Annotated in this window: 20 protein-coding genes, 1 tRNA gene, 3 pseudogenes and 1 riboswitch; of the genes and pseudogenes, 10 read left to right on the top strand and 14 right to left on the bottom strand. The window is 37.3% G+C overall.

Annotated features, from left to right (window positions below; genetic code table 11):
* The first annotated feature begins 10 nt into the window (after nt 1–10).
* Entirely contained in the window at nt 11–574 is a 564-nt protein-coding gene (locus tag MHI46_RS06020; RefSeq protein ID WP_039177895.1) for a GNAT family protein, read from the top strand.
* 4 nt (nt 575–578) lie between these two features.
* Here the strand turns inward: MHI46_RS06020 and MHI46_RS06015 are convergent, their stop codons facing one another.
* From MHI46_RS06015 to MHI46_RS05995, 5 genes and pseudogenes are all read right to left on the bottom strand, one after another.
* Nucleotides 579–1103 (bottom strand): DinB family protein, encoded by a 525-nt coding sequence (locus tag MHI46_RS06015; protein WP_039177893.1) that lies wholly within the window; start codon nt 1101–1103, stop codon nt 579–581.
* Between the two features lie 168 nt (nt 1104–1271).
* Nucleotides 1272–2102, bottom strand: coding sequence for an SMI1/KNR4 family protein (locus MHI46_RS06010; RefSeq protein WP_342503167.1), 831 nt, complete (start codon nt 2100–2102; stop codon nt 1272–1274).
* Nucleotides 2103–2377: 275 nt separating this feature from the next.
* Complete coding sequence (locus MHI46_RS06005) at nt 2378–3496, bottom strand: Rap family tetratricopeptide repeat protein (protein ID WP_144491134.1); 1119 nt, start codon at nt 3494–3496, stop codon at nt 2378–2380.
* Nucleotides 3497–3689: 193 nt separating this feature from the next.
* Nucleotides 3690–4349: a type A chloramphenicol O-acetyltransferase gene (gene catA / locus MHI46_RS06000; RefSeq protein WP_342503166.1), complete on the bottom strand. Its 660-nt coding sequence runs from the start codon at nt 4347–4349 to the stop codon at nt 3690–3692.
* Between the two features lie 112 nt (nt 4350–4461).
* Nucleotides 4462–5178, bottom strand: a pseudogene (locus MHI46_RS05995) (sialate O-acetylesterase).
* Nucleotides 5179–5345: 167 nt separating this feature from the next.
* Between MHI46_RS05995 and MHI46_RS05990 the strand changes: the two are divergent.
* Nucleotides 5346–5765, top strand: coding sequence for a stress protein (locus MHI46_RS05990; RefSeq protein WP_106025270.1), 420 nt, complete (start codon nt 5346–5348; stop codon nt 5763–5765).
* Nucleotides 5766–6231: 466 nt separating this feature from the next.
* On the opposite strand, the gene MHI46_RS05985 is transcribed toward MHI46_RS05990, so the two are convergent.
* Nucleotides 6232–7146, bottom strand: coding sequence for a LysR family transcriptional regulator (locus MHI46_RS05985; RefSeq protein WP_047202767.1), 915 nt, complete (start codon nt 7144–7146; stop codon nt 6232–6234).
* A gap of 298 nt (nt 7147–7444) precedes the next feature.
* On the opposite strand from MHI46_RS05985, the gene MHI46_RS05980 reads away from it, so the two are divergent.
* Both MHI46_RS05980 and MHI46_RS05975 read left to right on the top strand, forming a co-directional pair.
* On the top strand, nt 7445–8242 hold the full coding sequence (locus tag MHI46_RS05980) for a dihydrodipicolinate synthase family protein (RefSeq protein WP_342503165.1): 798 nt from the start codon (nt 7445–7447) through the stop codon (nt 8240–8242).
* An 86-nt stretch (nt 8243–8328) separates the two neighbouring features.
* The gene (locus tag MHI46_RS05975) at nt 8329–9552 is read left to right on the top strand and encodes an MFS transporter (protein WP_106025272.1); all 1224 of its coding nucleotides are present in this window, start codon (nt 8329–8331) and stop codon (nt 9550–9552) included.
* Between the two features lie 206 nt (nt 9553–9758).
* On the opposite strand, the pseudogene MHI46_RS05970 reads toward MHI46_RS05975, so the two are convergent.
* The 3 genes and pseudogenes from MHI46_RS05970 to MHI46_RS05960 form a co-directional block, all read right to left on the bottom strand.
* Nucleotides 9759–10262, bottom strand: a pseudogene (locus MHI46_RS05970) (DMT family transporter); the annotation flags it as partial.
* 200 nt (nt 10263–10462) lie between these two features.
* A complete protein-coding gene (locus MHI46_RS05965; RefSeq protein WP_039177876.1) occupies nt 10463–10909 on the bottom strand; it encodes a universal stress protein in 447 nt (148 codons plus the stop codon).
* Nucleotides 10910–11050: 141 nt separating this feature from the next.
* A pseudogene (locus MHI46_RS05960) lies at nt 11051–11214 on the bottom strand (family 1 glycosylhydrolase); the annotation flags it as partial.
* Between the two features lie 647 nt (nt 11215–11861).
* On the opposite strand from MHI46_RS05960, the gene MHI46_RS05955 reads away from it, so the two are divergent.
* A complete protein-coding gene (locus tag MHI46_RS05955) occupies nt 11862–12308 on the top strand; it encodes a MarR family transcriptional regulator (RefSeq protein WP_106025273.1) in 447 nt (148 codons plus the stop codon).
* 23 nt (nt 12309–12331) lie between these two features.
* Nucleotides 12332–13273, top strand: a complete 942-nt coding sequence (locus MHI46_RS05950) for an acetyl-CoA carboxylase carboxyltransferase subunit alpha (protein WP_106025274.1) — start codon at nt 12332–12334, stop codon at nt 13271–13273.
* A 520-nt stretch (nt 13274–13793) separates the two neighbouring features.
* Here the strand turns inward: MHI46_RS05950 and MHI46_RS05945 are convergent.
* On the bottom strand, nt 13794–14213 hold the full coding sequence (locus tag MHI46_RS05945; protein WP_106025275.1) for a MarR family transcriptional regulator: 420 nt from the start codon (nt 14211–14213) through the stop codon (nt 13794–13796).
* A gap of 112 nt (nt 14214–14325) precedes the next feature.
* Between MHI46_RS05945 and MHI46_RS05940 the strand changes: the two genes are divergently transcribed.
* Complete coding sequence (locus MHI46_RS05940; protein WP_106025276.1) at nt 14326–15312, top strand: YhdH/YhfP family quinone oxidoreductase; 987 nt, start codon at nt 14326–14328, stop codon at nt 15310–15312.
* 256 nt (nt 15313–15568) lie between these two features.
* Here the strand turns inward: MHI46_RS05940 and MHI46_RS05935 are convergent.
* The 3 genes from MHI46_RS05935 to MHI46_RS05925 form a co-directional block, all read right to left on the bottom strand.
* Nucleotides 15569–15641 (bottom strand) — tRNA-Val (locus MHI46_RS05935).
* A gap of 132 nt (nt 15642–15773) precedes the next feature.
* Entirely contained in the window at nt 15774–16952 is a 1179-nt protein-coding gene (gene metC / locus MHI46_RS05930) for a cystathionine beta-lyase (RefSeq protein WP_039177864.1), read from the bottom strand.
* Entirely contained in the window at nt 16949–18067 is a 1119-nt protein-coding gene (locus tag MHI46_RS05925) for a methionine biosynthesis PLP-dependent protein (RefSeq protein WP_197172783.1), read from the bottom strand. Before MHI46_RS05925 ends, metC begins: the two co-directional genes overlap by 4 nt.
* Nucleotides 18068–18146: 79 nt before the next feature.
* Nucleotides 18147–18268: riboswitch (SAM riboswitch) on the bottom strand.
* A 220-nt stretch (nt 18269–18488) separates the two neighbouring features.
* On the opposite strand from MHI46_RS05925, the gene MHI46_RS05920 reads away from it, so the two are divergent.
* The 3 genes from MHI46_RS05920 to MHI46_RS05910 are packed head-to-tail and all read left to right on the top strand — an operon-like array spanning nt 18489 to nt 20238.
* Nucleotides 18489–19229: an esterase family protein gene (locus MHI46_RS05920; RefSeq protein WP_251181107.1), complete on the top strand. Its 741-nt coding sequence runs from the start codon at nt 18489–18491 to the stop codon at nt 19227–19229.
* 52 nt (nt 19230–19281) lie between these two features.
* A complete protein-coding gene (locus MHI46_RS05915; RefSeq protein ID WP_039177859.1) occupies nt 19282–19797 on the top strand; it encodes a YjcG family protein in 516 nt (171 codons plus the stop codon).
* Nucleotides 19798–19803: 6 nt separating this feature from the next.
* Nucleotides 19804–20238 carry a GNAT family N-acetyltransferase gene (locus tag MHI46_RS05910; RefSeq protein ID WP_342503164.1) on the top strand — a complete coding sequence of 145 codons (435 nt, stop codon included), beginning with the start codon at nt 19804–19806 and terminating at the stop codon, nt 20236–20238.
* 82 nt (nt 20239–20320) lie between these two features.
* On the opposite strand, the gene MHI46_RS05905 is transcribed toward MHI46_RS05910, so the two are convergent.
* A complete protein-coding gene (locus MHI46_RS05905) occupies nt 20321–20578 on the bottom strand; it encodes a hypothetical protein (protein ID WP_003210759.1) in 258 nt (85 codons plus the stop codon).
* Between the last annotated feature and the right edge of the window lie 75 nt (nt 20579–20653).

Below are 20653 nucleotides of genomic sequence, written 5' to 3'. Positions count from 1 at the left end.
AGGTTAACACATGAAGAATGCAAACAGCATATTTACAAGAACAAACCGGGTTGTTATTCGCCAATTTGACAGGCAGGATATTGAAGCATTTTATCAATACCGCGCAAATCCCTCTATTGCAAAATTTCAATCCTGGGAAAATTACACGTACGAAGATGCTGAATCATTTGTTCAACATCAAATGACACAAAAACCTAATCAACCGGGGACGTGGTTTCAATACGCTATTGCCTTATCTGAATCCAATCAGCTGATAGGAGATTGCGCCATTCATACACTTGACAGTGAGCCGAGAATTGTTGAAATAGGTTTTACACTCGCGCCTGAATACCAAGGAATGGGCTATATTCATGAAGCTCTGAGTGCAATTTTCGAATATATTTTTATAACACTAAACAAACATAAAATCATTGCCTTTACAGATGTGCGCAACGAAAAATCCATTCGAGTGCTGGAACGTTTAGAAATGAGACGCGAAGGACATTTGCTGCAAAATTATATGTCAAAGGGACATTGGGTCGATGAATATCAATATGCCATGCTTCAATCTGAGTGGGCCGCCAAGCATCATTAAACATTTATTTCCTATTTAAAATCCCTAAATAAGCGCTCCATGGGCCCACATCGGTTCGATATCGTTCCGCCATGACTCGAACAATCTGGGACATATGTGTGAAGTCATGGACAACCCACGCAGAAAGTAATTCGCTCACTTTCACGACCCCAAACTCCGGGTGAACGCCCTTTTTTTCTAAATCAAGGCCTGAATGTGTCATACGCTGAATGTATGCCACATTCTCCATCCGCATATGATGAAACTCAGATAATGCTTGTTCTATCTGTCTTTCAGATTGGTTCAAATGAGAGTAGCGGTCAAACGCAGGAAATGGTGTATTCTCTCCATCAGCAAGAATCACATTTAATCGAGGAATCCAGTTAAATTTCTCTGCTTCAATCAAATGTTCAATGACTTCAACTGGATTCCACGTCCCCTCCCCTTCACGGCTGTGAAGCCAATCCTTCGATAAACCCGACAAAAGACTTTCTAACGTGTGAGGAGTTCGACTCAACATATCCAAAGCTTCATTTAAATTAAAATTCATGTGGTTGCTCCTTTATCAGTTTTTCTTTATTTTAATGGATTTTGGATAGATTGTAACTTATACCTCAAGACAGATAAAGAAGAAAATAAAAAGCGTTTTTGATCAACCTTCAAATAGAACTTTTCTATAATGCTGGCTAATTGCCTTTTAAGGACTTTTATTCTTTCACTATCGTTTTTTCACTGGATGAATGTCTTCTCCCAAAAGGACGATAAGAGACTCTCCACTATTTTCTAGAAACTCGGCAATCTCTTGCAGCTCTTTATTGATACGGTCATTCCTTGGCATTTCTGGATTTAACAAAAGGATTGAGTGAACAGTAGTGGCTGCTTCGTACAAGACATTTTGATCTTTTATCTGTTTGATGCATTTTTTCATACGATCGAAAAACCATTCAATCTCTTCAATGTCTTCCATTGGATAATGTGCCATTTTAAAGAGGTTCTGCTGACGAAGGTCTCCTCTCTCAAATATGAGTTCAAGCTCTTCTCTACTTATATATAATTCAGAAGATTCCTCATCAATCTCTACAACCTCGATCATCGCATCTTCAGCTGTATATAACTGCTCAATAAAATCATCGAAAGTATCCGCCAGTTTAAAATCGACTCCCATCTCTAAATCAAAATAGTGAATAGGCGGGTGTTCCTTCGTTTCTCGATAATCCATTGCGATCCATGTATCTTCTTCTCCGCTGATGATCACAAGCCCCTCCGGCAGCTCCAATTCATCACTTAACTGGGAACTATTCATGATGCCATCATCTTTGGCGATTCCTCTTAGATGGTCAAATTGAACATGATCATCTGCCCATGAGTTCGGCCGATCAGTTGGAAACGCATTACGCACTGTAAAGCCACCGTTCCATTCTAAAATGAGCTTTTTGTATGTAGCAGGTAAAGTGACACCAAGTGTCCCCTCTGCTTCACGAATTTTTTCCTCATCTACCTTTTCTAACGTGAAAGGACTCTCTTCTTTTTTCTCCCAGAATGATTTCAAAGTGGATACCTCCCTATATCTATTGAGGTTAGTATAACATTGACAAACTGTTCAATTGCTCATTCTACTTCATAAAAAAACAGACTATTAAAGTCTGTTTTAATCTTGTCTATACGTTTTCAGAGGTTGTATTTCGATCAATTATAGTCGTATTTCGATTTGATTTTTGTTGTTCCTCCATTGTTGTATTCCGTATTGATTTTGTTCCAATGATTTTCAAAGTTTCTGCTGTTGAAACACTTAACAATACAATGGATACAATGACTAGTAATTTTTTAATAATCATACAGACACTCTCCTTTTTGAATATCATTTTGAGCTTTAAGAGCCTTTCTATAATATTCGGCAGCTTTTTCAAAGTCCCCCTTTTTTTCAGAAGATAATCCGATACTTTGAGCAAATGCCTCGACATAGACATATAGTTGCTTTTCCTCAAAATAATTTAGCACTTCCTGAATTGCTTTCTCATTAGCATTTATATAAATCGCTTTTAAAGCTTTAAATAACATCAAACACAACGAATCATTTCTCTCTAAGGAGCACTTAAGACCATCTTCTACGAGTGGAGCGGCTTCATCATGTAGACTAGACTTATACAACGACCAACTTAAACTAAATAGGGTGATTGGTTTTATATCAATACTTCGTGGTGTAATAATGTCTAAAACTTCTCTGTAGCGTATGATTGCTTCAGTGTACTTTTGTTGTCGATCATATGTATTCGCTATGTTCAATAGAATTTTAGCAATTAACATATTATCGGCGAGCTCTTCTGCTATAGAAAAAGCTGTATTTAGATGCTCTAATGACTTGTCATATCGCTTGAAATCATCATAATTTCCTGCAATAACAATCAAGCTTTGTATTTGGCGAACTTTATATTGTTCATGCTGCTTATAGATGTCTAAGGCCTTTATGATGTGATGCATAGAAACATGAGTTTGCTTCATAATATAGTAGGCTTCAGCCACCTTGAAGTGAAACTCCGCTTGCTCAATATCATCTACAACTAATGCGAGCTGCCTTTCAGCGATCTTATAATATTGAATAGCCTGTATGTATTCTTTTTTACTAAACTCATACATTCCTCTAAAAAAAGCATTATAGTATTGCAGCATACCAGAAAGTTGATGATTTGAATTTTCGATTTTATCAACCAAATCAGAAACAGAAGGCGATCGTTTTTCTGAAGGCTTAATATAATCAAGCATAAGCTGATGGCGAAAACACATTAGTTGATAGTAAATCAGTAAATCCTGGTCTTCTTCCATCCGTTCAATTTCTTGTTCTACCTCAGCTTTCAAAATCTCTGCATCGGGTACACTGAATTGCCGAATCATTTTATACCATTCATTTATTTTCACACCAACATGTGAAGAAATCACTTTCTCCATCCCTTATTCCCCTTCCATTAAATTCCCTTATATTACATTTATTATCACATGCAAGAGATGACAAAGCACCGAAAAGAAACCGCAAAAAGAACAGTTCATAACATAACGTGACTTTACACATTTCTGCTCACAACAGAAAAAGCAGACTCTACTAAGTCTGCCTTTTTCTATCAAATGACTATACCTTTGAAAATTAAGTATACAATGAATCGCTTAACCACTCTTCACAATGTTCTATCAGCCATCTTAAATATTCCACATATTGACCGGCATGATAGCCATCACAAACAGCATGATGTACTTGAATGGCGACTGGCAAGATGATTTTTCCTTCTTTCACCTTAAATTTGCCTAACGTAAATATCGGCAGCAAATAAGTTTCATCTGTAGATACATTAAGGTTAAAAGAAGTAAAATCAATCCAAGGCAGGCTTGAAATATTGAACATATTTTTTGGCATATGAGGTTTCGGAAATAGTTTGTTACTTTCGCTATAAGCTTCAATGTCAGCTACACAGCTTCTATAAAATCGAGCAAAATTTTCGTCATAAGGCGTCCAAATACTTGAAAATGTCTTTGTTTCTTTGTTTAGAATCGTATAACTAGGATGGAGAAGATCCCAGTGACCAAGTTCATCTTTCACTAGATCCATCCGAAACTCCGGTATTTTTTGCACAGCTCTTGCTAACAAATAAATTTGCACAGGATATACTTTTAGCTTTTTTTCTTTTAATATTGAATGCAATTTCGTGATATCTAAATCGATCACTAGGCTATATGAGCATCGGGTTACCTTCATATAATGATGAAAGTGCTCTTTTCTCGGATAATTTCCATCTATTTTTTTAAACATTTTTTATCTCCTCCTGAATGTGATTTACTGTATTCAGGAGGAGACTTTATCTGTTTTCACCACCACAATCATCCTTTCAAGAGATATATTATGTTTCAGTCTATCACTTAGCCTACGATAAAACCTTCAGCAACTCTTCGTAAGTCATCTTGCCCAACGTGAATTTTTCTAGTGCTATATATGTTTTCTCCGCTGAGGTATTCATTCTATTATGACATTCATTCACTAACTCATATTCATTTGGTAATGGTTCATGTATATGTTCTTTTTTTCGAAATGCTTCATAATATCTTATACCAAATATTCTCTGAGACATCGCATTGATGTGAATTCCGTCTGGGTTAGGTGCAAGGCCTTTGGCAGTAACATAATAACAATTTTCATGATGATGTGCATATTTTTTTAGTTCTTCATTCATCAGTTGATATTCCACACACCCTGCGCCAAATGCTGTTTTTCCCAAGAAATCGCCCAAGCCTCCTATTACAAGCGGAATGATAGGTACAGATAATTCAGTTCTTAGTTCATGAAATAATCTTATTATTTTTTCATAGTATTCTTTGTATTTCCCAGATTGGCTGTCGCTTTCTCCTTGATGCATAATATCCCGACCAATTCGCTATTTACCTTTGCAATTTTAGCTTCACTTATAGCATGACGAAATCATGCTCCATCCAGCTACCGGCCTATCAAAATGAATAGGCTCAGTCATCATTTTCCATCTGCCATTTCGCAGCATCATCATTCTTTCATTATAAATCGGAGGCACTTCATGTTTGAAGCCGCGCCCCGCCATATTTGATTGTCCAATTAGTAAAAATGACTTCATATCTTTCTCCCTCTTGCTAATTATTTTATCAAATGTGTATTCACCAGAATGTTATCATTTTACCTTTCCTTTGTTTTTTCATATTTGTCTATTTTTGTCGAAAGGATAGTAAAAAGGCATTACTTAGTGTAAGATCCTTATGCATCTATCAATCAGGAGGATCTACTATGAAGAAATATTTTGTATTATTTTTTACTTGTTTACTATTGTTAACAGCTTGTAGCAGTGCAGCATCTACTAAAAAACAGCTCACCACAGACAACATCATTGAAGCTTTCAAAAGTGCTGGGCTTGAAGCAGAAAAACCAACTGACCTTAAACAAAAAGAGTTTGGAAATATAAGAGAAGAAGGAAAAAGGATTCTCATTCCTTCTTTAGGTGAAAATGCTGGTGGAAGGATTTTTAAATTTGGAAATGAAACTGATCTTAACCAGGCCAAATCTTATTATGATGAATTAGGAAATGCTGGATCTATGTTCTTCTCTCACACATATTCAAAAGGGAACTTCCTGTTACAAATGAACGGAGAAATGAAGGATTCTGAGTTTGAAAAATATAAGAAAGTGATGGATGAGGAAATAAAATAATTTCTTATTTCTTTTCTACAAAGAAGTAAACAATGCCATACTGGCTACTGACAGTTTGCATTATATGAGTGTTTCTCTAATCTTCAAGAGAAAAATTGCACCTTTACAGTATGGATTTTCAGCTATTTTCATGCTCTTAAGTATTATCTATTGCTAATAAGGTTTTCTTATTGATATAGGAATAACTAGAAATCGGCACAATCAGTTGCAACAGCAGTGACTTAAATTATGACTAGCACCTTGAGTCATTGAATTAGTGAATGACATACGGGGCAACTTCTGCATAGGAGTTGCTCTTCTAACATTACGGTACATAGACTTGTCAGTATATTTTCAGGTGATGATTTCCTAATCATCAATCTTAGTCATCGTTTTTTCTGGCAAATATCAGCTCGTCCTCATATAAAAATAGACCCTTAAGAGCTGTTTTTTTCTCTAAGAGTCTTTTTACTTCCAAAAAAATCCATTACTTCTTTCTCGACTCATAAACATAGTTCAAACCAAAAGCAATCTCTTTTAATATATCAATGAAAATATGAATGGCTGCTCCTAGATGTTTGTCCTTCCTATAAACGATTCCTACACTTCTAATAAGATGAGCGTTCTTTATAGGAATAATCTTTAATTGAGGTTCGCTTAGATATTCAAGATAAGGGGTCGGTAAGACAGTTATCCCTATGCCATCTACCACCATATTAATTAATGACTGCATAGTTGTTACTTCAAAAATAGGATTCGGTGCAAAACCGATATCCTTACAATTTTTGTTTATAAATTGTCTGATGAAAAATTGCTCAGGAAACAAAATTGAAGCGGTTTCCTTTAATACTTCTAGCCCCAGCATTTCGCTTTGTGCTAGGGGGTGTTTAACAGGTACTGCAAAAGCCATATCTTCAGTGTATAGAGAGATTGTTTCAAATTCATCCCCTTTCATTGGTAAAAAGACAATCCCTAAGTCCACTTTATTTTCTATTAAGTGTTTTTGAATATCCCCAGTACGCAGACCTAGTACAGAAATTTTAACAGCTGGGTATTGCTGATGAAATTTAAATAATGCTGGTGGAATAAGATAATTCTCTACTGTTAGTAATGTCCCAATAGAGATTGATCCTCTTTGAAGTCCATTCAATTCATTGATCGATATTTTCGCCTGTTCAATTTCGTGAAAAATATTGCGAGTATATTTTAACAGAAGATTTCCAGATTCAGTAAGAGTCGTTTTCTTACCAATACGATCAAACAAAGGTGTTCCTATTTCATGCTCTAAAAGTTTGATTTGCTGACTTAAAGATGGTTGAGATATTCCAACCTTTTCTGCAGCTTTTGTAAAATGAAGTTCCTGACACATTGCATAAAAATACTCCAATTGTCTTAATTCCATTCTTTCGACTCCCAATTATATTTTTTATAAGTACAAACCTTATGATTTTTAAATATTGTCATCTAATATACATCATTATACAAATTATACCATAGTTACAAACTATAGTTATTATATAAATAATTGAATTGTTCTATTAAAAAAAGTGTCCTAGACTATTACATGAAGGCCAGACTTAAATGCAAAATTCTTATACAAAGAAATCCTTCAGATCGTGTAAAGGAGGTCAGTAGATATAACAAGAACAAGTAACATTTTTTATAAGTTATAGAAATTTTATTGTAGGAGGTTAAATCAAGTGAAGAATTTAAATGTAGCAATTCCAACCCCGTTTCACGAAGATGAAAGTCTATACTTGGATGGATTTAAACCAATTGTTGAATATTTAGCTGAAAATGGTATAGACTCACTACTCGTATCTGCAACTACAGGTGAACAAAACTCAATGAGTATTGAAGAAAGGATACACATTATTGATTTTTTCAATCAGCAAGATTTTAAAAATGTTGAACTAATGTTTGGTGTATCAGCTACCACGACAAAAAATGCAATAAAATTAATTGAACGTCTCGAGGATTCAGTTTTCGACTCCATTCTAATTCAATTTCCTCCTTATATTCAACCAACTCAAGAACAAGCAATGTCTTACATTAATGAATTATTAGAGCAAACCTCAAAAAACATTGTTCTTTATAACAATCCTTCTCGCACAGGGTTTGAATTGAGTGCTGACTCATTTCAGACTCTTATTAATCAAAAACACGCTACATTGGTTGGTATGAAAGAAGAGAGTGATGTTAGACGCCATAAAAATACAACTTTACCAGATGACTTTATCATGTTCGCTGGAGGAGATGTAAATATCACTGAAAAAATATTAAACGGATGTAATGGGCTTTCTAGTATGATAGGAAATGTTTATCCAACAGAGATTCAAAAATTTTTTACTGACTTAGTTGCAAAAAAGCCTGTGAACCTTCAAAAAATAAATAAATTAATCGATAAAGTTACACGTGGACACGCAGTTGTAAATATTAAAAATCATTACAATGCTTTAGGAATAAAAGTAGGTAGTTGTCGTTCTCCAATTCGATAGTTATTATTTCTTGCAAGCAGGTTCAAATCATTTAATCCTGCTTGTCCCAATTAACCGTAAGAGATTTGGAGGGGGCCTTAGCTGTCATGAGAATTCCACAAACAGAGCAAGAGCAAAGATCGAGTATGCAGACAAAAAAGAGGATATTAACTGTTGTTGGTGTTATTCTAATTGCAGCAAATCTTAGGGCTCCAATTACAGCAGTTGGTCCAGTATTATCTTCCATTCGTGATAATCTTGAGATCTCTAACACATTAGCTGGTACAATTCCTACAGCCGTTTTATTCACATTCGCATTGTTTTCTCCTTTTGCCCCTAAGATCACTCGTCATTTCAGCATAGAATCAACACTGTTTATGGCAATAACATTATTATTAGTTGGAATTGGAATACGCTCTGTTGGTAGAGTGGACACGTTATTTTTAGGTACCATCATAATAGGTTCATCTATCGCGGTTTGTAATGTTTTATTACCTAGCTTCATTAAACATCAATTTGCAAAAAAATTAGGTTTTATGACTGGCGTATATGCAGTTTCTATGAATTTATTTGGAGCTATTGGTTCAGGGATTAGCGTCCCTATTTCTTCATCATTAGGTTTCGAGTGGTCAGGCTCCCTGAGTTGTTGGGGATTCTTAACTCTTCTTACCATGATATTTTGGATACCACAATTAAAGAACAACCCAGAATCTGTGGATTTTTTTCAAAAAGAAAATAAGAAAAATTCTATCAGCCTTTGGCGTTCAAAGATAGCATGGAATGTTACGTTGTTTATGGGGACTCAGTCCTTCATATTTTTCACAGTAATTTCATGGCTTCCTGAAATTCTTGAAACTAAAGGGCTAAATACTAATGAAGGTGGATGGATGCTTTCATTAATGCAACTTTCAATGCTTCCTGCTACATTTATTGTACCTATTTTAGCTGGACATTTTAGCAAGCAACAGATATTAGTATTGATTTCTTTTCTCTTGCTTGTTGTTGGTTTATTGGGAATTTTATTTGGAGTGTCTTTCTTTATACCTCTGTGGATTATAATGATTGGGATTGGCATTGGAATGGCCTTTAGCTTAGCCATGATGTTTTTTAGTTTACGCACCAAAAATATACAAGAAGCAGCAGAATTATCTGGTATGGCACAGTCTTTAGGCTATCTATTAGCAGCTATAGGTCCTATTTTATTCGGTTGGTTACATGACGTTACTTATCATTGGACTGTGCCTCTGTTAATGCTAATCTTCATTTCAGTCATTATTTTAATTACTGGTGTGAATTCTGGTAAGAACATATATGTTACTTCTGCTAAATAAATGGTAAAATTCAATAAAAACCTTTATGATACTTGCATCAAATCCTTAACAAGTGATTCAATGATTCACCTCGCAATTTGAAATAACTGTATTATTGATTTAACATGTTATCGTCATTAAAATATGATTACAATATGTTTTCTGGAATGTTTATTTTATTTTAAGAATCAAAAAAAAGGCCGCATAGGCCTTTTTACATTTTTTTATTAGTGAATTTGCTCAATATCCTTATCCTCAGCAACCATATCTGCCTTTCCCCGACTCCTGACAAGCGTCAAAGTCATACCTGCAAAGATCATTACGATGCCCAGTGTTTGATAGAGGTCTGGGCGGAAGTCTGTGAAGACGGTATCCAGCACGATCGCGACAGCCGGGTCTAGGAAGACAATGATTGAAATAAACTTCGTTGATAAAAATCGCAAACTATCAAAAAACAGCAAATACACAATACCTGTATGGATGATACCAGTAGATACCACCATGATCCAGTTTCCTTGAGACAGGTTGGTAAAAGCGCCGAAGTGAATAAACGGAATCAGGATAATAACCCCTAAACCAGTTTGCAGGAAGGTGGTCGTGTAAGGCCTGAGGTTTTGAATGCCTTTTCCCACTAAAGTTGTTAACGCATAAAACAGTGCAGCGAGAACTGCCCAAATGATGCCAGATCCCATCAGCTGTGTCAATGAGGTGCTGCCGTTAATCCCGGACAGGGGTGATTTCCCCCTTATTCCTGCTGCATTGATTGTCAAACTGTAGTATTCAGATTATTGAAAATTAACCGCTTGAAACAGGTTTTTCATGCGGTAACACCGGTCGACACTGCCAATGCAGATGGGGCACATCGAGATATCTTATTAGTTACCTTTTCTAACAGATAAAAATAGCGCCCGAGGGCGCTTTTTTTACAAATCTATCGAACAATCAAAACCGGGCAAGGTGATAATTGCGACACTTTATGGCTGACGCTTCCAAGCATCATTTCTTTCAGGCCGCTGATGCCCCGGCTTCCGACTACGATCAAGCTGATGCCTTTCTCTTTTGCATGATTTAATATCTCATGTGCCGGCTCGCCATTCGCATAAATGATTTCAGCTTGAACACCGTTCTCGGCTGCTTTTTCTTTTGCGTTCTCAAGGATTTTCAGGCCTTCTTTTTTAACCTGGTCCCTAATTTCATCAATAAAATGTTTGGGCACATAGACAATTCCCGTCAGAGAAGAAGTCGCGACGACGGCTTCTCTCCCCACATGAAGGATGCTTAGTTCGGCCTGCTGTTCTTTAGCCAAATGCACTGCGGCATCAAACGCTTTTTCACTCATGTCTGATCCATCAATCGCAACTAACATTTTGTTAAACATGCTCTTCCCGCCTTTCGGAATGTGGCTGGTTCATCTTTCTCTTTTATTGTCCTCCTGCTTCCGATTATTGTCAATTGAAGTGCGTCAGTTTTCAAAAAGTTGTCAGAGACTCTCTCAGTTTGTGGCGATGACTAGCTGATATCAGTTGAAGCTTTTTTCTTGATGCGCTTTAACGTTCCGTTTCCTTCATTGTCCCGATCTACATAAATGAAGCCGTAGCGTTTTTTCATTTCCTCAGTGGATACGCTGACCAGGTCGATTGGTCCCCATGATATGTAGCCGATTAAGTCAACGCCGTCCGCAATGATGCCGTCCTTTTCAACTTTGTCTACAAGATGACCTTTGCTACGCAAGGGTTTTAACGATAATTCCGACTAGGCTCGAACCAGCGACCTCTACCCTGTCAAGGTGAATGACTTCATCCGAAGCAAACAGACCTTCCCTGAACAAGACTGATTTAAATAAGGTTCTATGATGAGCCTTTCTGATAAAAAATGTGCATTTCTAAAGAACACTGAAAGGGTTCGTCCCCTTTTTAAAATGTTGAGTTTGGATCAATCATCGTCGTGTTTCGATCTGCTGCAATACTGTACATTCCTACAGCTGAAATCACTGTAAGAGCGATCATCGTAAAATCCTTCTTAAAAATCATACAAACAATCCTCTCTCTAAATTTTGAGTTGTGTTTCTAATATCTTTTAATAAACAGCTGTAGCTTCTTCAAATCGACCTTTTGAGATAATTTCATTTTCTTAACTTGATTGCGATGAGCGGTACCCCATAAAGTCCCTGATACATAATTGATGTTCTGCCATTTGTAGAAAACAATCCACTTAAACCATTTTAACAAGAAGAAATATCTCGTCCATGTTGTCTGTTAAGCTTGTGAAAAAATCATATTGATGTATAATACAATTGATGTATGATGCATGAATTGTAGGAGGTTGACCTTTTGAAAAGAGAAGATGCCTTAAAACTAAGAACAGATATTAAGAAAATGATTATATTAACTGGGGTTTTCGAATCTCAAAATTTGCCGAATGGACCATTTGAAAAACCTCTACCAACTTCTCAAATGATGGCGTTAGAGGAACTAGAGATGGAAAAACTAACTGTTTGGCAACTATCCAATAAACTTAGATTAGAGACTTCAACTGTAAGTAGGTTGGTAGATAAGTTAGTAAAAATGGGGCTTGTTTATCGTGAAGTAAATGAAAAAAATAGAAGAGAACTTTTTCTGCACCTCACAGAAAAGGGTCACATTACTGTTAATCGCTTAAGAGAACAATCCCTTACATTTTATCAACGTATCCTCAATAATTTATCAGAATCAGAACAAAAAATTGTTGTGGATGGTTTTGAATTATTTATTGATTCTATTTCTAAGTCTTTTGAGTGAGGTCATAACCTTTGGAGGATAAAATGAGTTTGGATTTTGAACGTCCTATTATTGAACTAAAAGAGAAATTTGATGAATTAAAGAAAATGATGAAAGAAAATAATGTAGATTTATCGTCAGAAATTCATTTATTAGAAAAACGTTTAAATAAAATGCAAGATGAAATTTATTCTAATCTTACAGCTTTTCAACGAGTTCAAATTGCAAGGCTACGTAACCGGCCCACGACATTGGATTATATACCTTTATTGTTTACAAACTTTTTCGAACTTCATGGTGATCGATTATATGGTGATGATAAAGCAATGATAGGTGGTATTGCAAAATTTAAAGGAATGCCCGTTACGGTTATTGGTCATCAAAGAGGTAGAAGTACAAAGGAAAATATAGAAAGAAATTTTGGAATGGCTCATCCAGAAGGATATAGAAAAGCGCTAAGACTGATGAAACAAGCTGATAAATTTAATCGCCCTATTATTACATTTATTGATACAATAGGCGCCTATCCAGGGAAAGGGTCTGAAGAACGTGGAATTTCTGAAGCGATAGCTCGAAATCTATTTGAAATGGCTACACTTAAAGTGCCAATTGTTTGTATTGTAATTGGAGAGGCATCAAGTGGTGGAGCTCTTGGCATTAGTGTCGGTAACCATATCCATATGTTAGAGTATTCATGGTACTCGGTAATTTCGCCAGAAGGAGCAGCATCTATCCTATGGAAGGACGCTAAGTATGCTCCAGAAGCTGCTGAACATATGAAAATTTCAGCAAAAGATTTAAAGCATTTAGGAATTATTGATGAAATCATGCCTGAAATGAAAGGTGGAGCACAAAATGATATAAAATCACAGGCACAAATGATTGAATCTGTGATCGAATCATCTCTAAAAAAATTGATACCATTATCCTCAGAAGAGCTTATACAACAGCGATATGAAAAGTATAGACAAATAGAGAATATTTAAAGTCCGTATTACATTTCGGAGGATTCTTACAAAAAAGTTCTAAATATTTTGTAAGTAACCTCTTAAACTAGATATACTGATACTATTAAAAGATGTGTGATCAGTATGAAAAAGGATTTTCTTCCACCAATATTTTTCTAAATGTCCTCAAATCGTCCTCATAAAAAAACAGACCCTGCATGGTCTGTTTTCATTTTGCCTATATGTTTTGAGATTCCATCTCTCAGTCGCCGAGCCATATCTAAAGCAAAATAAGTCAAAATGCCATCGCATCCAGCGCGTTAGAACGACATTAATGATTCTTCAATTACAACATTTGCATCAAGCCAACCATTCTGAATTGCCGTCATCAACATTGAATCTTCTCCACTGAAGAAAGAATTTTGTTTATTCCTTACCTAATTTCTATAAAACACCTATATCTTATATTTATTATCACATCCAGCAATGTACAAAGCACCGAAAAAAGCTCCTGTAAAGGAGCCTTGTGATAGTTATGAAACTTGTTTATAAAAATACATCATTGAAAATTATTTATAATTGTACTTAATGCCTGCTTTAGCACAACCTTATCATCATTTGACAAGTTTTGAAGCGCTGTCTTGTTCAGCTCAATTGTTGCTGCTTCAACTTGATCTCTAATGACTAAAGATTTTTGAGTAGCCTCTACTAAAATATTTCTTCGATTGTTTGGATCTATTGTGCGTTCAATTAAGTCAGCTTTTTGCATTTTATCTAATATTCCAGAAACGGTTGAGGCTTCTAAATATACAAGTTCTCCAATTTGTTTAGGAGATAGCTGGCCCTCTCTCCATAGACAGTTCAACACACCATATTGAGCGGGTGTCAAATCACTTTCCTCTAAAAGTTTACTAAAGTACTTGAACACTTTATTTTGACTAACACTTAGTAAAAAATTTATGCACTCTGATAATTCCATTTTATCTCCCCCACATTGACTTCACCTATAATATCATGGTAGTTTTTTAATTGAAATACTTTTGCACCAGAAATATTTTGTTGTAATATATTTTTAGAGAGGAAGATGCACAATGGATTCATTTAAAGCGATTCTAGTTACAGAAAAAAATGATCAAGTTAGTTATGATCTTCAAAATGTAAGTGTTAATGATTTATCTGAAGGAGAAGTATTGATTAAAGTAGCATATTCTTCAATCAATTATAAAGATATGCTGGCTGTTCAAAAAAATGGAGGTGTTATTCGTAACTATCCAATGATTCCTGGAATTGATCTAAGTGGGACTATCGTTCATACAACAGATCATCGTTTCGTAGAGGGTCAACAAGTGATTGTCACAGGTTTCGCTATGGGCATGAGCCACACTGGAGGTTTTTCTGAATATGCTAGAGTACCTGCGGATTGGATTGTACCTTTGCCAAATAACTTGACTTTAAAAGAAGCAATGATTTTTGGAACAGCAGGCTTTACCGCAGCTCTTTCTATCATGGCTTTACAGGAAAATGGTATGAGTACGAAAAATCAACCTAATATACTCGTTACAGGGTCAACTGGTGGAGTTGGTAGCATTGCTATACAATTATTATCTAAAATTGGGTACAACAATATTTTTGCTTTAGTGCGTAAAGATAATCAAGTTGATATAGCAAAATCTTTAGGAGCAGCTGATGTCATTTTTGCAAACGAATTAGGAGAGCTAAAAAAACCATTAAACAAGCAAAAATTTGACTTCGTCTTAGATACCGTAGGAGGAGATGTGGCTTCTGTGATCATTCCTCAAATTTCTTATGGTGGAAGCATAAGCATGTGCGGGAATGCAGGCGGAATTAAATTAACAACAACTGTGTTACCTTTTATTCTAAGAGGGATCAACCTTCTAGGGATCGATTCTGTAAATGTACCAATCAATAAACGCAAAGTAATTTGGAACGAGATAGCAAACGAATGGAATATCTCCCAAACGACTCTAGTCAATGAGATTACGCTCGATACGTTACCTGAAAAAATTGAAGCCATTAAAAATGGTCAACATTTAGGAAGAACCATTATTAAATATTAAGATAAACGAACTTTATTTATTTAAATTACACCAGACAAATATTGAATGTATTGATGCAGATACCCCATCCCAAACAGGTGGGGTACATCTATTCAAAAAAGAGCGGGACATGCTAGTGCTAAAACAACCTCAGATATTTATCATCATGTCACAAACAAATTAGAATTTAACACCGCAGAACACTTTAATCGTTTTAACCTAAAAAGAAACAATCTGCAAAAAACAAAAAACCCTTGCTAGGCAAGGGTTTAAACGATGATTCCGACTGGGCTCGAACCAGCGACCTCTACCCTGTCAAGGTAGCGCTCTCCCAGCTGAGCTACGGAATCGGGTTATGTATCAGTTCTGGGCTTTCTTTTACTGACAGTCTCTATTATATAACCATAATAATAAAGCGTCAATGGTTTTGTTTAAAAAAGGTCAAAAAGCCGGCGGCCGTGCCGGCTTTTTTCTCTCCTTCTTTATGATTGGTTCACAAGGACGGGCTTTAGTTGATCGAGTGCTTGTTTGAAGTCACGTTTGAGGTCTTCTCCGTTTTCAACTCCGACACTTAAACGAAGCAGCCCATCTGTAATCCCTCTTTTTTCTCTTTCTTCTTTTGGCATAGCTGCATGTGACATTTTGGCTGGATATGACAAAATCGATTCGACGGCGCCGAGGCTGACGGCGAATACAGGTAATGTGACGGCATCCACCAATTCTTTGACTGCCGCTTGGTTTTCTAGTTCAAATGAGAGAACAGCCCCTGCTCCGCTTGCCTGCTTTCGCTGAATATCTGCACCCGGGTGATCATCTAAGCCTGGGTAGTATACTTTTTTGACCGCAGGATGTTCTTTAAGAAATGAAGCTAGCTCGAAGGCCGTTTGACTAGCTTTTTCTAATCTGACCTGAAGGGTTTTTAACCCTCTTAAAACGAGCCAGCAATCCTGCACACCAAGGACCGCACCGAAGGAGTTTTGCAGTGAATAGAGTTCCTCTCCCAGCTTCTCATCTTTTACCACGGCTAAGCCTGACAGCACATCACTGTGGCCGCTTAAAAATTTCGTTGCGCTGTGCAGAACAACATCCACACCAAGGTCCAGCGGACGCTGAAGCGCAGGCGTTAAAAACGTATTATCTAAGAATGTCAAACAGTCATGCTCTTTCGCAATCTGTACGACACCTTCAATATCTGTAATGCCTAGTGTTGGATTTGACGGTGTTTCCATGTAAATGACCTTTGTATTCGATTGAATGCCTCTTTTGACTTCATTCAAATCCGTCATATCCACGAAGGTATGCTCAATTCCAAATCTCGACAGAACTTGGGTGATCATTCGGAAAGTCCCGCCGTACACATCTCTTGTGACAAGGACGTGATCTCCCTTTGATAATAGAAGAAAAGCGGTTGAAATAGCAGCCATGCCTGATGCAAAGGCAAGCCCTCTCGTTCCTCCTTCCAGCGCCGCAATCGTATCCTCTAATGCTTGACGTGTAGGAGTCCCCGATCTCGAGTAGTCATATTGGCCAAATTCATCGAAGCTGCTTTGATGAAAGGTGGATGCATGCTGAATCGGTACACTGACTGCACCTGTTGAACGGTCTGTTTTAAACGCATTATGAACGAGTTGTGTTTCGAGTGTCCAATCATGTGTGGTCATTTGGCGTGTACCTCCTCTTTTACTTGTGATAGTGCCTGTTTCAGGTCTGCTTTCAGGTCATCTACATGCTCGATGCCAACAGAGAAACGGAGCAGCTTGTTACATACACCGTTTGCAATGCGAATTTCTTCTGGGATATCCATGTGCGTTTGCGTTGCAGGATACGTAATGAAGCTTTCGACTCCGCCAAGGCTTTCAGCAAAACAAATCGTTTTTAGCTGCTTTAAAAATGGATTGACCCAGTCCTCTTTAGCTACTCGAAATGACAGCATGCCTCCCTTTCCTGGATAAAGCACATCTTGAATTTCTGGCTGTTTCTTTAAAAACTCAGCCAGCTCCTTCGCATTTGCCTCGTGCTGGCGCATTCTAAGAGCCAGTGTTTTCATTCCTCTCATTAAAAGCCATGAGTCAAATGGTGATAGAACCGCTCCAATCGCGTTTTGATGCTGGAACATGTCTTCAGACAGCTGCTCTCCTTTTGTCACGACAAGCCCTGCAAGAACGTCATTATGTCCGCCTAAATATTTGGTTGCGCTATGAATGACAATGTCCGCTCCAAGCGTAATCGGCTTTTGCAAGACTGGTGTGTAAAAGGTGTTATCGACAATCACCAAAGCGTCATGCTCTTTTGCAATCTTCGCTATTTTTTGAATATCTGCTTCCTGCATCAGTGGATTTGTCGGTGTTTCAATAAAGACCGCTTTTGTGTTTGGCGTGATTTTAGAGCGTAAACAGTCTTCATCTGAAAAATCATCATAAAGAAAACGTAAGCCGTACTTTTTCCATTCGTTTTCAAACAAACGGTATGTACCGCCATATAGGTCTGAAGAGACGATGAGTTCATCTCCGCTTTCAAATAGAGCCATGATCGTTTGAATCGCCGCCATTCCCGAACTGAAGGCAAAACCGGCCGTCCCTTCTTCGAGTGAAGCAATTGCATCCTCTACAAGCTGTCTTGTTGGGTTTTTCGTTCGAATGTAATCAAATCCTGTAGATTCCCCTATACCTCTATGTCTATATGCTGTCGAAAGATAAACGGGAGGACTGACAGTGCCAGTCACCTCATCGCTACGGTTTCCAATCTGCGCTAATTTCGTTTCCACATGTTCTGTCATTTGACACCATCCTAAGTAAAAATCTGATTTCAAAACAGAAAAACCCCTTCTTCATAAGAAGAAGGGGTTTAATCGCTTCCTCTTATCTTCCAAGCAAAAAAGCTGCTTGCTGGATTTAGCACCTTGGTACATCACATGAAGTGATGCATACCGGTTGCTGAGGTTTCAAAGGGCCAGTCCCTCCACCTCTCACGATAAGAATGTGTTGTCTGTCTGTTCTAATTCTTAATACTGTAACCCATTAAATCTCATTTTTCAAGGGGGAATGTCATGATTAATTAAAATTTTCTGTATTTATAACAGAATCGATATTATACGATTTGATTGCATGTTAGCATATAGGAACATCACAGTTTTTCATGTTACAATGAATGGAAACGTTTCACTTTATGATGAATTTGGTTAGCTGGAGGAATGGATTATGGTGAAGAAAACAGGAATCATTCAAGAAGAAACCTTACAGTCAAAAGAACTTGGGGCGGACATGACCATTTTGATCTATTTGCCAGTCAATTACTCCCCCCTTTATACATATCATGTCATCATTGCCCAGGATGGTCATGATTATTTCCGCCTAGGCAAAATAGGCAGACAGGCAGAAGAATTGATGCAGAACAAAGAAATGGAACGCTCGATTATCATTGGTGTCCCTTATGAAAATGTTACGGAAAGACGGAATACGTATCATCCAGACGGCACAAAGTTTGAAGCGTATAAACGCTTTTTAGCCAATGAACTGGTTCCTTATATTGATGAACACTATCCAACCTATCAAATTGGATCAGGACGTACGTTTATTGGTGATTCACTGGGTGCGACGATTTCCCTCATGACAGCCCTTGATTATCCTTCTTTATTTGGCGGGCTGATTTTGCAGTCCCCTTACGTTGACGAGTCGGTTCTAGAAGCCGTCAAACAATCGACAGCCCTTTCTCATTATGCGATTATCCATCAAATTGGGCTGGAGGAAACCGCTGTAAAAACAACAGATGGCCAGGTGCTTGATTTTGTTCAGCCGAATGATGATTTAAAGGCCCTTCTTGAACAATCTGGAGCGGATTATTTATTTGAGACATTCGAAGGGGATCATAAATGGACGTTTTGGCAGCCGCTCATTGCGCCTTCGTTAAAAAGAATGCTCCCATATTCGTTAATCAACTGAATTTTGTTATAATAAACAATAATAAATACTTTCTTATTCAGGAGGGAACATGATGAAATACGGAGTTGTTATATTTCCATCGAAAAAATTGCAAGATATTGCGAACTCTTACCGGAAGCGTTATGATCCGAACTATGCACTCATACCGCCTCATTTAACATTAAGAACACCTTTTGAATTAACGGATCTAGAAGCGGCTGAGGTCGTCTCAACGTTAAGAGATTATGCAAAAAATGCTTCTCCTATTACGTTACGTATTAAAAAATTCAGTTCATTCGCTCCTGTAAACAACGTCATTTATATGAAAGTAGAACCGAACGAGGACATCATGGCGCTCAATGAAAGATTGTACGCAGAGCCACTGGCTGGTACACCTGAATATGCCTTTGTTCCACATGTCACAGTGGCTCAAAAACTATCAGATGATGAGCATTCAGACGTACTTGGCACATTAAAGCTGAGAAAGATTGACCATGAAGAAACAGTGGATCGCTTCCACCTTTTATATCAATTAGAAAACGGATCTTGGACCGTCTATGAAACATTTATTTTAGGAGAAGAGGGTTAAAGACATTTGAAAACAGTCATCGCAACAGAACAAACACAACGAGAAGATGCATATTACGTTCGAAAAGAAGTATTCGTCAAAGAACAAGAAGTTCCAGTAGAGATCGAAATAGATGAACTAGAGGACAAAGCCACCCATTTTGTCATTTACAATGATGACAAAAAGCCTCAGGCGGCCGCTAGACTGCGGATCATTGAGGGATCAAAGGCAAAGCTAGAAAGAATTTGTGTGTTAAAAGAGGCGCGCTCCTTCGGCCTTGGCCTTAAGCTATTAGAGGCGCTAGAAACAGAAGCAATTGCTAATGGAGCAAAAGAAGCGGTGATGCATGCCCAAGTCCATGCGCTTCCTTTCTACGAAAAGAAAGGCTACAAAGCGGTTTCTGAACCGTTTGAAGAAGCGGGAATCACCCATGTCAAAATGACAAAAACACTGTCTATTTGACCAAAAGAAAAGCCAGAGCATTCAAAATGCCCTGGCTTTTTCTTTTTCATTATCGTTCGCCAATGGAAGAAAGCGCAATCATTTATATATACGTATTGATATGAACGCCTTTTCCTTCCTCCATAAACATATCTCGTACAAAGCGTTCCCGCTTTTTTTGCTGTACTTTCGTTTCCGCTTCTGTCACTAAGTCCTCTTTTTTCTCCAGCTCTCTGTAAATCTTGTCATGAAAGGTGCGAGTAACCTTTGTTACTTTCGCGTAGTCTTCTTTATCCTGAGGAGCTGGACGATTGATATATTGAAAATACAGATCCGGCTGAATCGGGGCTATATATCCCATCAAGAACGCCTCCTTTGCTTCTCTCTTACTCTACTATTCCCTAATTATGACTGTTTGAAACACGCCTCATTTGAT

The organism is Bacillus sp. FSL K6-1000 (genome assembly GCF_038630785.1).
GTDB lineage: Bacteria > Bacillota > Bacilli > Bacillales > Bacillaceae > Bacillus > Bacillus safensis.
This window is presented reverse-complemented; position numbering and strand designations above follow the sequence as displayed.

What these genes read in the sequence shown, in the direction of transcription:
- MHI46_RS06020 (WP_039177895.1), top strand. Translation starts at nt 11, where the DNA reads ATGAAGAATGCAAACAGCATATTTACAAGAACAAACCGGGTTGTTATT.
- metC (WP_039177864.1), bottom strand. Translation starts at nt 16,952, where the DNA reads ATGACCACACATGATTGGACACTCGAAACACAACTCGTTCATAATGCG.
- MHI46_RS05985 (WP_047202767.1), bottom strand. Translation starts at nt 7,146, where the DNA reads ATGGAATTAAGACAATTGGAGTATTTTTATGCAATGTGTCAGGAACTT.
- catA (WP_342503166.1), bottom strand. Translation starts at nt 4,349, where the DNA reads ATGTTTAAAAAAATAGATGGAAATTATCCGAGAAAAGAGCACTTTCAT.
- MHI46_RS06005 (WP_144491134.1), bottom strand. Translation starts at nt 3,496, where the DNA reads ATGGAGAAAGTGATTTCTTCACATGTTGGTGTGAAAATAAATGAATGG.
- MHI46_RS05905 (WP_003210759.1), bottom strand. Translation starts at nt 20,578, where the DNA reads ATGGGATATATAGCCCCGATTCAGCCGGATCTGTATTTTCAATATATC.
- MHI46_RS06015 (WP_039177893.1), bottom strand. Translation starts at nt 1,103, where the DNA reads ATGAATTTTAATTTAAATGAAGCTTTGGATATGTTGAGTCGAACTCCT.
- MHI46_RS05950 (WP_106025274.1), top strand. Translation starts at nt 12,332, where the DNA reads ATGAGTTTGGATTTTGAACGTCCTATTATTGAACTAAAAGAGAAATTT.
- MHI46_RS05945 (WP_106025275.1), bottom strand. Translation starts at nt 14,213, where the DNA reads ATGGAATTATCAGAGTGCATAAATTTTTTACTAAGTGTTAGTCAAAAT.
- MHI46_RS05925 (WP_197172783.1), bottom strand. Translation starts at nt 18,067, where the DNA reads ATGACAGAACATGTGGAAACGAAATTAGCGCAGATTGGAAACCGTAGC.
- MHI46_RS05990 (WP_106025270.1), top strand. Translation starts at nt 5,346, where the DNA reads ATGAAGAAATATTTTGTATTATTTTTTACTTGTTTACTATTGTTAACA.
- MHI46_RS05920 (WP_251181107.1), top strand. Translation starts at nt 18,489, where the DNA reads ATGGTGAAGAAAACAGGAATCATTCAAGAAGAAACCTTACAGTCAAAA.
- MHI46_RS05965 (WP_039177876.1), bottom strand. Translation starts at nt 10,909, where the DNA reads ATGTTTAACAAAATGTTAGTTGCGATTGATGGATCAGACATGAGTGAA.
- MHI46_RS05915 (WP_039177859.1), top strand. Translation starts at nt 19,282, where the DNA reads ATGAAATACGGAGTTGTTATATTTCCATCGAAAAAATTGCAAGATATT.
- MHI46_RS05940 (WP_106025276.1), top strand. Translation starts at nt 14,326, where the DNA reads ATGGATTCATTTAAAGCGATTCTAGTTACAGAAAAAAATGATCAAGTT.
- MHI46_RS05975 (WP_106025272.1), top strand. Translation starts at nt 8,329, where the DNA reads ATGAGAATTCCACAAACAGAGCAAGAGCAAAGATCGAGTATGCAGACA.